At 30.5% G+C, this 13,268-nt stretch carries 7 protein-coding genes; all 7 read left to right on the top strand.

Annotation, left to right across the window (positions count from 1 at the left end):
- Positions 1 to 84 precede the first annotated feature (84 nt).
- The 7 genes from PQ462_RS15830 to PQ462_RS15800 all read left to right on the top strand — a co-directional run bounded on the left by PQ462_RS15830 (position 85) and on the right by PQ462_RS15800 (position 13,177).
- Complete coding sequence (locus tag PQ462_RS15830; RefSeq protein WP_274250712.1) at positions 85 to 2,469, top strand: TonB-dependent receptor domain-containing protein; 2,385 nt, start codon at positions 85 to 87, stop codon at positions 2,467 to 2,469.
- Between the two features lie 15 nt (positions 2,470 to 2,484).
- Positions 2,485 to 3,204, top strand: coding sequence for a thioesterase II family protein (locus tag PQ462_RS15825; RefSeq protein ID WP_274250711.1), 720 nt, complete (start codon positions 2,485 to 2,487; stop codon positions 3,202 to 3,204).
- A 25-nt stretch (positions 3,205 to 3,229) separates the two neighbouring features.
- Positions 3,230 to 3,595 (top strand): hypothetical protein, encoded by a 366-nt coding sequence (locus PQ462_RS15820; protein ID WP_274250710.1) that lies wholly within the window; start codon positions 3,230 to 3,232, stop codon positions 3,593 to 3,595.
- Positions 3,596 to 3,606: 11 nt separating this feature from the next.
- Complete coding sequence (locus tag PQ462_RS15815; RefSeq protein WP_274250709.1) at positions 3,607 to 5,235, top strand: cyclic peptide export ABC transporter; 1,629 nt, start codon at positions 3,607 to 3,609, stop codon at positions 5,233 to 5,235.
- Positions 5,236 to 5,324: 89 nt separating this feature from the next.
- Positions 5,325 to 9,770: an amino acid adenylation domain-containing protein gene (locus PQ462_RS15810; protein WP_274250708.1), complete on the top strand. Its 4,446-nt coding sequence runs from the start codon at positions 5,325 to 5,327 to the stop codon at positions 9,768 to 9,770.
- Between the two features lie 35 nt (positions 9,771 to 9,805).
- The gene (locus PQ462_RS15805; protein ID WP_274250707.1) at positions 9,806 to 11,740 is read left to right on the top strand and encodes an alpha/beta fold hydrolase; all 1,935 of its coding nucleotides are present in this window, start codon (positions 9,806 to 9,808) and stop codon (positions 11,738 to 11,740) included.
- Positions 11,741 to 11,806: 66 nt separating this feature from the next.
- Entirely contained in the window at positions 11,807 to 13,177 is a 1,371-nt protein-coding gene (locus PQ462_RS15800) for a hypothetical protein (RefSeq protein ID WP_274250706.1), read from the top strand.
- The last annotated feature ends 91 nt before the right edge of the window (positions 13,178 to 13,268 follow it).

Below are 13,268 nucleotides of genomic sequence, written 5' to 3'. Positions count from 1 at the left end.
TGGATTGATTCCTAAGAGCTAAATAAATACAAGCCGATGAGACAATTAGAAATAGCAATTAAGAAAAGTTCAATAAAACAAAAAATGAAAAATATACTATTAATATTTATATCTCTAATACCCTTTTACTCTTTTTCGCAAGCAAAAATAAGCGGAGTAATAAAAGATGAAACTGGTTTGGTTGCCAATGCAAATGTTGTATTGACAGACAAGGAAAATCATATTATCAAAGAAACAATTTCAAATCCAGACGGGTCTTTTGAGATTACTGCTGCTAAAGGAACATATACTGTAACTGTAAATCATTCAGATTATCAGCATTTTGCAAAAGAGATTGTTTTACAACAAGATTTAGAGATGGACACCATTCTTTTGGAACGAAAAAGCAATCAGCTGGAAGAAGTTGTTATTAAAGGTCAGGGGAATTTGGTAAAGAGGAAATTAGATAAAACGATTTTTTCTGTTCAAAACAGTCCAATTGCAAGTACAGGAAATGCTTTTGATGCCTTAAAAAGAACGCCGGGGCTGATTTTAAAAAATGATCAGATTACTATGCTTGGAAGAAGCGGAGTAAGAGTAATGGTAGAAGGCAAAATGGTTCAGCTTTCCGGAGATGATCTAAAGAATTTTTTAGCCACTTTGTCTGCAACAGATATTAAAGAAATTGAAGTTATTACGAATCCATCAGCTAAATATGAAGCCGAAGGGAACAGTGGAATTGTAAATATTATTTTCAAAAAATCAAAAAAGGATTCATGGAGTGATAATGTTTCTTTAACACATATTCAGGCAAAATTTGGAAGACAGTCATTGAACAACAATTTTAGTTACAGAAAAAACAAAGTCAATCTTACTTTTAGTACCGGATATGATACCGGAACCACCAATATTGACCAGCGTATAGAAATTGGATTTAAAGACCAGCCTTTAAAATTAAGAACTCTGCAAGACCGAAATGATAAAATTTTTGCTCCAAGACTGCTGCTTGATTATGATGTAAGTAAAAACAGTAAAATAGGAATGCAGTATACAGGATCATTCTCAAAAACATATGTAGATGACAAATCAAATACAATTTTGTATACGCCAGACATGCAGATTGATGGATATTTAAAAGCAATAGGAAGATTGGACAGTGACAAGAATAATCATTTGCTGAATTTTTTCTTTGAAAACAAACTCGATACTCTGGGAAGAAAGCTTGTTTTAAACTTTGATGTTTTGAAATATGATCAGGATATGTCAAACAAAATAATATCTAACCGATATGATGAAAATTACAATTTCCAGAATATGGATTTTGCAAATGATACTAAAACAAACCAAACCATAACGAATTATAATACTAAACTTGATTTTGAGCATCCTGCAAAATTTGCCAATTTTCAATATGGAGCCAAAATAAGCTTTATAACCACAGAATATAATACAAACAGTTATGATTTATTAACGGGCAATCCGGTTTTTATCCCTAGTCTTTCAGATAATTTCACATACGATGAGAACATACAGGCCATGTATGGAAATGGAACAAAAAAAATAAATGATAAAATTCAGATTCAGGTAGGATTAAGAACAGAGTATACTCAAACAAAAGGTGAGTCAAAAGTTTTAGACCAAACAAACCGAAATGAGTATTTAAAATTTTTCCCGACAGTTTTCTTGTCCTATCAAAAAAATGATAACAATATGTATGTATTTAATTATGGAAGAAGAATTGAACGTCCAAATTATTCATTGTTAAATCCGCTTCGCTATTTTGTAAACAGCAAAATATCATCACAAGGAAATCCATCTTTACAGCCTGCTTATATAGATAATTTTGAACTTTCGCATACCTATAAAGAAAACTTGAATACAAAATTATCCTTTACAGCCAAGACAAATGCCTTTGGACTTATTTTCAATTTAGATGAAGCAACACAAGAACAATTAATCATTAGAGATAATTTCTATAATAATTATGCATTTTCATTAACAGAAAGCTATCAGTTACCCATTTTTTCATGGTGGAAAACAGACAATACTTTATTCGTTAATTACTCTGTTTCGCATAAAACAAATGATGAAATCAGTGCAGAGGTTAGAAAAGGTTTTGAATTTTATGGTTCTGTAAACAATGTATTCACATTAGACAAAGACGGAAAAATTTTAGGAGAACTTAACTTTTGGTATAACTCTCCTTACAATGATAATTTGTATAAATATTCTCAGGCGTCTTCTTTAGATCTTGCATTTACTTATAAATCAATATTGAAAAATTTAAATCTTTCTGCAGGTTTGTTTGATGTTTTTAATGCTAGTTCAAGAAAAATGTCTTCAGAAATCAACGATGTAAAGCAAAGTTATATTTCTTATCCAAGTAACAGATATTTTAGAATTTCTCTTAATTATATGTTTGGAAATGAAAAAATTAAAACGCAGAAAAGAAACTTTGGGAATGAAGAAGAAAGAAAAAGAAGTAATTAATTAATTTTTGATTGTATGAAAAACCAGTTATTTCTACTGCATTTTGCAGGAGGCAGTTCGTTTTCGTTTGATTTTCTCAAAAAAAAACTTGACCAAAATATTTCGTCAATTGCTTTAGAACTGCCGGGAAGAGGCAGAAGAATAAACGAAGAATTAATCAAATCAAAAGAAGATGCAATTGCTGATTACTGTCGTCAGATTGTTAAGTTGAGAAATGGAAACCCGTTTGTAATATACGGACACAGCATGGGAGCAACATTAGGATTAAGCGTGGTGTCGATGTTAGAAAAAATGGGTCATTTTCCAGAACGATTAATAGTTTCCGGAAATGCAGGTCCTGGAATAAAAAAGAAAAAAGATATTCTACGCTATTTGCTTGATGATCATGAGTTTAAAAATGAATTAAGAGAATTGGGCGGTATTCCGGAAGAAGTTCTGAAAGATGATGAATTGTATGAGTTTTTTGCTCCAATTATACGGGCCGATTTTGAGTGTCTTGAAAAAGATAATTTCTCAGAAAAAGGAATTGTAATTAACACACCAATTTATGCTTTGATGGGAACTGAAGAAGAAACCTGTCATGAGATTGAAAACTGGAAAAAATTTACAGATTCTGATTTTAAATATCGTGTCCTTGAAGGAAATCATTTTTTTATTTATCAGCATTCAGAAAATATAGCAGTAATACTAAAAAAGTCTTTTTCTGCCAGCAAAAAGAAGTTATTGGGAATTTAAATCAGCAATCAAAAAATAAAATAAGATGGATAATAATATAAGAGAAGTATACTCAGTTACTGATGGTTATGTCTACATATTTGATATTAAGACTACAATTCAGAATAAAAATGATCTTGAACCTATTATGATAAATGAAGTTTTAATTTCTGAAAATCTGTCAATGAAGTTCAGATATATTTTAGGCAGTTTGAACTTTATGTTTAATGAGACATTATCAACAAAGTATAACACAGAAAGAAAACAATCATTAACAATAAAAATAGTCAAACTTTTATTGAAAATAATTGAAACTTTTGACGAAGATGGCGATATGGAATCAATAGATATCGAAAAAATAATTTATCAGCTCGATGCCGAAAGGGTAGAATTAAAAATGAAACTAACGTAAACTTACTTATCATGTTAAAAATAAAAAAAAGAGAAATTTTTTACTTACTCCTATACGCTGTACCAAATACTTTATTGACATTTTCGATCGTGTATATAATCAATAATGTAATGGCTGGAAACAAAGCTTTTCTTAATGATTATATGGGACTTGTATTTATTTCTATTCTAGTATATACATATCTTTTGAATGTTATATTTCAGAAAAAGCTAAATAAGTTTTCCTTCAACATGCTTTATGAAAACGAGAAGAAAATTTTCAAACAGATATTAAGTGTACCGTTATTAAAACTGGAACAATACGGATCACAAAGATTTTATACAGTTGTAGAAGATTTAAGAACTTTTTCTTTACTGCCCTATACTGTTACGCATACAATTAATTCGCTCCTTATGCTTATTCTTTGTCTAATTTACATGTTTACACTTTCGCTCGTATCTGCTTTTATAGTAGTAACCCTGATTGTAATGGTTGGAGCCTGTTACTTTATTGTAATGAACGCCATGTCAAAAAAAGTAAATCAATTAAGGGAATATAATGACGGATATTACAAATCAGTTGATGATGTAATTAGAGGGTTTAAAGAATTGAAAATTAGTTTTTTAAGAAGGGACAACTTAATGAACAAATTTATTGTTCCAAACAGAGATGAAGCCATGAATTTAGATTTTAATATAAATTACGTGTTTTTGTCTATCAATCTAATAAGTCAATACGGATTATATTTTGTGGTATCGGTAATTTTATTTGTATTGCCGGCATTAAATCTGCTTTCGAGAGAAGATGTTATTTCGTATGTGATAATCATTTTATTTATATCTGGGCCTATTAACAATATCATCAATTTGCAGCAGCTTTATACCCGCTTTTTTGTAGCTAACACAAGAATTTCAAATTTCATTAAAGACTTTGACGTAATTGAAGAAGAGAATCTTCCTAAGGAATCTGCACTCGATGATTTCGAATCTTTAAGTTTTAGTGATGTAGGATTTACATACCCATGTAAAGATGAAGAATCTTCTTTTCAGTTAGGCCCAATAAACCTAAATATTAAAAAGGGAGAAACCATCTTTATTGTAGGCGGAAACGGCTCTGGTAAAAGTACTTTTATTAATCTACTGACAGGATTGTATAAACCTACTGAAGGGGAAATTACTATAGACGACAAAAACAGCAGGGATGAAAATATACAGGATTTAATTGCAGCTGTATTTACAGACAATCATTTATTCTCTAAAAATTATGATAACTACATTTTAGAAAACAACCCACATTATAATGAACTTTTGAAAACTATGGAAATGGACAGAATCATTACTGATGATAAGGACACTTCTATAAGAAGAAAATTCTCAAAAGGACAAAGTAAAAGAATGTCGTTGATATTTAATTTGTTAGAGAAAAAACCTGTTATGGTTTTAGATGAATGGGCAGCAGATCAGGATCCGCATTTTAGAAAATATTTCTATGAATTTCTTCTTCCAAAATTTAAAGAAGAAGGTAAAACCATAATAGCAGTTACTCATGATGATGCGTATTTCCATTTAGCAGACAGGATTATAAAATTTGATTATGGAAATATCGTCAAAGAGATAAAAACTACAAATAAAGAAGAACTGGCCGAAAATATCTGGGCCTAATTTAAGTATTTTTTTAACCGGTAATTATTCTCACAATCTTTGCTCAATTGAAGATTGCAGGGGCATTCTTATCCTTATTTTGATAAAAAATGAAACTTACACTTCCTCAACAAGATGTTTATTTTGAACAGCTTATGTTTCCTGATGACCCTATTTACAATATTGGGGCAAAGATTTCCATTGATGGAGATGTTTCTTATGAAATATTAAATCAGGCATATATTGAACTTATTAATCAGCATGATTCTTACAGGAGCATTATACATAAATCAGAAGATCAGGTAACGATTCATACTGTTGAAAATCATGATTCGTTTTTAGAATATTTGGATTTTTCGTCTCGTGAAAATCCAGATATTGAGGCATGCCAGTTTATGCAGCAAAGATTCCAGATATCTGTTAAATTAGATACCAAAGAATTACTCCACAAATTCATTTTGATTAAGGTAGATGAAAAACGCAATTATCTTTTCTCAGTATATCATCATATTATTACTGACGGATGGGGGACATCTTTAATGTTTCAACGACTAGTGAAAAATTACAATGAAATTAAACTTTTTGGAAACGTAACATCTCTTTATCCTTACTCTTATCAGGATTTTATTCTTGATGATGAAGCTTATTTGTTATCTGAAGACTATGAAAATGATAAAAATTATTGGAAAAACAGATTTAAACAGCTTCCGGAACAATTACTGGAGATAAAAGAAAATTCAGGAAAACCAAATCAAAGTAAAAGGAAAGAAATTATTATAAATCGTGAGATTTACAATAAACTGGAGCAAAGAAGTAAAGATCTTGGGGCTACAACTTTTCATGTTATTCTTGGAATTTTATATCTCTATTTTGGAAGAAAACATCAAAATACCGATTTTACAATTGGACTTCCTGTCTTGAATAGAGGAAAATCTATATTCAAAAAAACGGTTGGATTATTCATGGGAGTATCTCCCCTAAGAATACAATTTGGATTTGAAGATAATTTTGAAGAACTCATTAAAAATATAAAACAGCAGTTGCGCCAGGATTATCGTCATCAAAGATTTCCTTTAGGAAGACTGGTAAAAGAACTGGGTTTGTTTCAGGAAAACCAAAGACTGTTTAATATCACGCTGTCTTACGAAAAACAAAATTATGCTGATCACTTTCTTAATACAAATACTAAAGTAATTCCTTTGTCACATCACTCTGAGCGTGTTGCACTGGCAATTTACATACGTGAATTTGATGAACAGGAAGATGTAAAAATAGATTTCGATTATAATGTCAACTACTTTAATTCAGAAGATATTGCAAAAGTTGCAGAGCACTTTGAAATATTACTTTCAGAGATAATTTCTAATTCTGAAAAAATACTTTCAGAGTACGAATATATTACTGCATTCGAAAAAGAGCAATTGCTGGATAAATTTAATGCAACTCAGTTTGATTATTCTCAGGAAGCAACATTGTTAGATTATTTCAAACAACAGGTAAACAAAACGCCAAATAAAATTGCTTTAAAAGATGATGAAAAAACATTTACATATCAGCAGCTAGATTTATTTTCTGACAGGATAGCATTTTATCTGCAAAAGAAAATAAATAAAGCAATACCGGCTCCAATTGCAGTTCTCATGGATCGTTCTGCAAATCTTGTCGCTTCTTTGCTGGGAGTTTTGAAATCTGGAAATGCATATATCCCATTAGATCCGTCTTTTCCTAAAGATCGTTTAGAATATATTATAAATCACAGCGAAGTAGAACAAGTAATTTCGACAGAAATTTTAAAACAAAATATAGGCATAGAAGGGCATATTATTGATTTTGAATCGATGTTTCACGATAGATTTAATTCAGATGAAAGCGTCTTAAAAAGCCCATCTTCTGCAGACACTGCTTATATTATTTATACTTCAGGATCAACAGGTAATCCAAAAGGAGTAGCAATTGGTCATCAATCATTACTTAATTTTTTAATCAGCATTCAGCAAAAACCTAAAATAGACGAAAAAGATTATCTGTTTTCGGTAACCACACAGTCATTTGATATTTCAATACTGGAATTTTTTGTCCCATTGATTAGCGGTGCATCATTATATATTGCAGATAAACAACTTCTTTCAGATCCATTTGAGGTTGTAAAAGCAATAATAGATCAGAACCCAAGTGTAATACAGGCAACTCCAAGCTTTTTTCAAATGCTTTACAATGCAGGATGGGAAGGAAGCAAAGCAATAAAAATTTTATGCGGAGGAGATTTACTAAGTGAAACTTTATCAAAAAAGTTAAGAGATACAAATGGAGAATTATGGAATATGTATGGTCCTACAGAAACAACCATCTGGTCCAGCTGCAAAAAAATAACTCACGATAATGAAGCTTCAAATATTGGTAAACCTATTAATAATACACAGCTTTATATTCTTGATCACTCGATGCAGCTTCTTCCTGTTGGATCAGCCGGAACAATTTATATTGGCGGAGATGGATTGGCACAAGGCTATTTTAAAAATCAGGAACTAACTGATGAAAAATTTATTCAAAGCCCATTTAATAAGCATCAAAAAATATATAATACAGGAGATCTGGGACGATGGAATGAAAAAGGTGAAATTGAGTTTTTAGGACGAAATGACAATCAGGTTAAAATAAGAGGTTATCGTATTGAATTAGGCGAGATTGAAACTAAATTAAATCAAATAAGCAATGTGAGATCATCTGTAGTAGTGGCTCAAAAAACAAAAGAACAGGAATCTTTTCTTATTGCATACTTAATTCTTGAAAATGAAGACTTTAATCCCTCTCAAATTATTGATACATTAAGAGAAGAACTGCCGGAATATATGATTCCGCATGCTATAACACAAGTAGATGAATTTCCATTGACTCCCAATAAAAAAATAGACAGAAAGGAACTTTCACTTCGTAAAATAACGATTGCAAAACCAGAATCTTCAAATGTGATGCCGGTTACAGTAATAGAAAACCATCTTTTCGAATTCTATAAGGAAGTATTAGACATAAAAGGAGAAGTTAGTATTACAGATAACTTTTTCGCTCTTGGCGGACATTCTTTAAATGCAGTAAAATTGATTAATCGTATCAATGATCAATTGCATTACAGAATAACTTTAAAAGATATTTTTGATTATCCTACAATTCAAAAGCTTTCTAAGTATTTAGAAAACAGCCAATTGGTGTTTAATGTTAACATTGAACCTGCAGAAGAGAATCTTTATTATGCTATAACTCCTTCTCAATACAATATTTGGCTGGCTTCTCAACAAGAAGAGAAATCTATCGCTTATAATATGACGGCAGTATTTAAGATTCATGGACAAATAAATAAAGATGTTTTGGATGAGGTATTTCAGGAAATACAACAAGCGTATGAAACATTAAGAACTAATTTTATTGAAATAGGAGGAATACCTTATCAGAAAATTACGAGCTATGAGGAAGTAAATATTTCAACTGAGGAATTTTTCTGTAATGCACAAGATATCAAAAAAGTTCTTCAGGATTATATAAATAAAGAATTCGATCTGGAAATAGAGCCTCTTTTTAAAGCTGCGTTATTTCATCAAAACAACGGAGAGTCCTACTTAGCTTTTTCAACACATCATATTGTAATGGACGGGTGGTCTTTAGAAATTTTAATAGCAGAATTTGTTAGAAGATATAAAGCCAAAGAAAAACAGAATACACAAGAATCACAAAAATTAAAGTTCCAGTTTAAAGATTATGCAGTTTGGCATGAAAAAGAACTTAAAGGTAATAATGAAAAGAACTTTAAATTTTGGAGTAATTATCTAAAAGGATATTGGTGGAATAATAATATCCCATTTGATTATGAAAATTTTGATGAAAAACATTCGGGAGAAAGTTATGAGTTTCAATATGAATTATTACAAAATTCTGAATTAAATAGTTTTGTTTATAAATACAATTTATCTCTGCATACGCTTCTGGTTAGTGCTTTTAATATCTTGATTTACAAAATGTACGGTAAAGAGGATTTTTGTACAGGAACAGTTAATTCAGGAAGAACAAATGCGGGGCTGCACAGTCAATTAGGAATGTATGTAAAGACATTGCCATTAAGAACGAAAATCGCTCCAGAACAAACTATTCTGGAAATATTACAGCACACACATCAAAATTTACTGCTCATTGATGAACATCAGGATATGCCCGGCATAATTCAAAATAAATTAAGGCTGGATACTTTATTAGTACTGCAAAACCCATCTGTTGATTATGAAAATATTTATATAGATAAAGACCTTCATCTGCAGAAAACAGCAATAAAGGAGTTGTACAGCAGATTACCGCTGCTTATCAATTTTATATCAAATGAAGAAAACCTGAAAGGAAACATTAGTTATAATGCTGACTATTACAGTATTGAAACTATAGAACTAATCACAATGAAGTATGAAAAGATATTGAGTGAAATTATCAAAAATCCGAATATTTCTTTGGCCTCAACTGATATTGAACTGCCTTTTGAAAAAGAAAGTAAAATTGAAATTGGTTTAAATTTTTAAATAGAAATTATAAAGTAACATTCAAAAAAAAGATTATGAAATTAAAAACGACAATTATCCTTATTATTTTCTTACTCATAAATATTGGAGTGAAAATAAAGGCACAAAATATAACATTTGAAGAGAGTGCTCCTTTTTTATCTCAGTTTAAGGATTCTGATTCTATGATTTGGGGCTATCTGAATGTTCCCGAAACATGGGGCTCACATGATGGTAAAACAATAAAAATAGCTGTAACTGTTTTAAAGAAAACTTCAATAGGCAAAAGTTCAAAAGCTGTAGTTTTTATTCAGGGAGGTCCAGGTGCATCTGGCATTGCAAATGTTTGGACATGGCTTAATCATCCTCTTCGAAAAAACAACGATATCGTACTATTTGATGTCAGGGGAACAGGATTTTGTAAACCAAGATTATCTGAAAATCTCGGTAAAAAGTTTTTAGAAATTTTAGCAAGAGATCAAAGTGAAAAAGAAGAGGAAAAACAAAAAACAAATGCAGTAATGCTTTGTAAACAAGATCTTATAAACAGAGGAGTAAATATAGATTCGTACAATAGTTTTTCAATAGCAAATGATCTTCATGCTTTAAAATCAGTTTTAAAATATAAAGAGTGGAATGTATACGGAGTTTCATACGGGACGTATGTTGCACAAGTATATGCTAGTAATTATCCAAAAGATGTACAATCATTAATTTTAGATTCTTCCATCAATGATATATCAACCTATTACGTTGATAACACTAATAATTATATGAGCAGTTTACAAAAAATATTTGATCTCTGTAAAAATGATAAAAACTACAGTAAAGAATATCCCAACTTAGAGAAAATATTTTATAAGGTTATAGATGATCTGGAAAAAAATCCTTTAACAGTTACTGTCGATAAATCACTTGTGCCTTCTGGTAAATTTACCTACAATGCAGAAGATTTTAAAGTCGCTATTCAGCAGGCATTGTATAATAAACAACTGGTAGAAGTTATTCCGGTATTGATTTATCAATTTTATGAAAGAAAAGAAGAATCACTGGGTAATTTGGTGAGCGCTTTTTCAAATTTATTAGAGATGGATTATGGAGTTTATTATTGTGTAAGCTGTAATGAAACATTGCCAAATAATGATTTTATGGAATACGAAAAGAAAGCTTCAAAATTTAGGGGACTAAGCGGCGGAATTTCTTTCTATAAATCTGATTTTAAAGTTTGTGATGCATGGAATAAAAACAGAAATCAAAATTTTATAAAACGATATAATCTCTCAAATCTTAGTACAGCTAAATTTCCAGTACTTGTTTTTTCCGGAGAATTTGATCCAATAACACCACAAACAAATGGAAAAAAAACAGCTCAAAAATTTGGAAATGCTCTTAATATTGAAGCAAAAACGTATGGACATGTACCAAGTTTTACAGCCATTGGACGTGAAGCAGCAGAAAATTTCATCGATAACCCAAAACAAAAAGTAAATCTGAATGCTTTTAATGAGGCAAAACCAATTAAACTTGTAACAGGAATTATAATTAATAAGGGTATATCTAAAGCTGGAAACAGCATAGGTGAATTTAACTTGATATTCTTATTTCCACTTATAATTGCGTTGATACTTATGCTGGTTTTATTATTAATATACTTTGTGAAAATTATCAAAAAGCGATATCATGCACTGCAGGATAGAGTAATGAGAATATTTTTAATTATTACATCTATAATAGGATTAAGTCTTTTTGCCAGTCTGGTTATGGCATTATTATCGGTATCAAAACAGAATTTTTTTATTCTGGCATTCGGGCTTCCTGAAAATTTCAGTTATATATTCTCATTAGTTTTTTGGTTTTTAGGCAGTTTAGCTTTAACGTTTGCATATTTCATTTTTACGCTTAAAAAAACAAACGAAAGAGGGATTGCCTTTGCAGTAATCTTTTCAAACATACTGCTGGCGTCTTATTTATTTTATTGGGGAATCATATAAGAGACCTGTAACAGAAAGCCATCCTATTTAATTTCGATAAAAAAAATAACAATAAAACAATTTATTATGCTAAAATATGCAACGAAAGAATATTCGATCCTTTCAGATAAATTTTCAGAATTCAGTAATGAAGAGCAATTTCCTCCAAGGATTAATACTAACGATGATTCAGTTCCTGAAGTTTTCAAAAATTATGAGTATCCCGTAACATCTTGGCCGATACTTATTAATAAAGAGATAGCTGAAGAATTAAAAGAACTCTCACAAAGACTTCCCAGACTATTAAATAAAATTCCGTCTCTATATTTTAATAACGACATTAAAAAAATTGCTGATTTTTATTTTGAAGGAAATGAGATCCTTGCAGAGTTTGGAATGATGTGTCACGATAAAAACATTCAGGTAGGATGCAGATTAGATCTGACTTATACCGAAGATGGTTTTAAAATTTTAGAAGCAAATATGGGGTCTTCCCTAGGAGGATGGCAGATTCATAGTCTTGAATCTGTAATAAGAAGAAACCATCCTGAACTGCGTGATGAGGAAAAATCGTGTAATTATAAGACTAGAAATACACTTAAGATATACATGGAATATCTTATTGAACAAATAAGAAAACAGGTTGGAAAAGAAAAATCTACTCTTAATTTATTTATCGATATGAGAGATATTGAAGCTTCTGAGAGAGAGAAAAATTTATCTTTTTTTGATAGCTTTTACAGGGAAGAATTAAAAAAACAAGGATTAGGAGGACAAGCATATTCAGCAAACATCAATTCGTTAGAATTAGTTGATGGAGAATTATATTTTGAAAATGTAGTTATACACGGAGTTATAATTTTAGCATTAGATGTAGAAATAACTCCAGCAATTTTTAGAGCATTTATAATGGATAAAATATATTTTCCTGATCATGTAGGACTAAGAATGCTTGGTGATAAAAGAAATTTGGCCATATTGAGAGAATTAGCTCAGTCTGGAAAATTATCTCCACGAGATAGTGAATTAATGCTCAGACATATTCCCTGGACCTCACCAGTTAAAAATAAAGCCACTATTTTTAAAGGTGCAGAATATAATCTTCCACAATTACTTAAAAAAAATAAAAGCAGATTTGTGATAAAAGCATCAAGAGGATATCAGGGAAAAGATGTTTTTATTGGCAAATTTACAGATGATAAAGAATGGGAAGAAATACTGGAAACAGCGCTAAAAACAGGTGCTTTTATTGCCCAGGAATTTAGTGATTCAGTTGACTTTACAGCTCCAAATCAACAAAATGAATGGACTCCGCATAAACTCATCTGGGGCGCATTTGGCTTTGGTGATTTTTATGGAGGAGTCTGGGTAAGGATGTCAGAAGTGAAAACAGATGTAGGTGTTATTAATTCGGCAACAGGAGCAGTAGAAGCAATTGTATTTGAAATTCTCAGTTAATCTGGAAAAATAAATAAAGCAAAAAAACTCATGATTTTTTATCATGAGTTTTTTGTTGTAGAAATAATCTAATAAAATATATGACTATTGG

It is taken from the genome of Flavobacterium sp. KACC 22758 (genome assembly GCF_028736135.1).
Taxonomy (GTDB): domain Bacteria; phylum Bacteroidota; class Bacteroidia; order Flavobacteriales; family Flavobacteriaceae; genus Flavobacterium; species Flavobacterium johnsoniae.
Note: the sequence above shows the minus strand (reverse complement) of the source record. Positions and strands in the feature narration are given on the sequence as shown.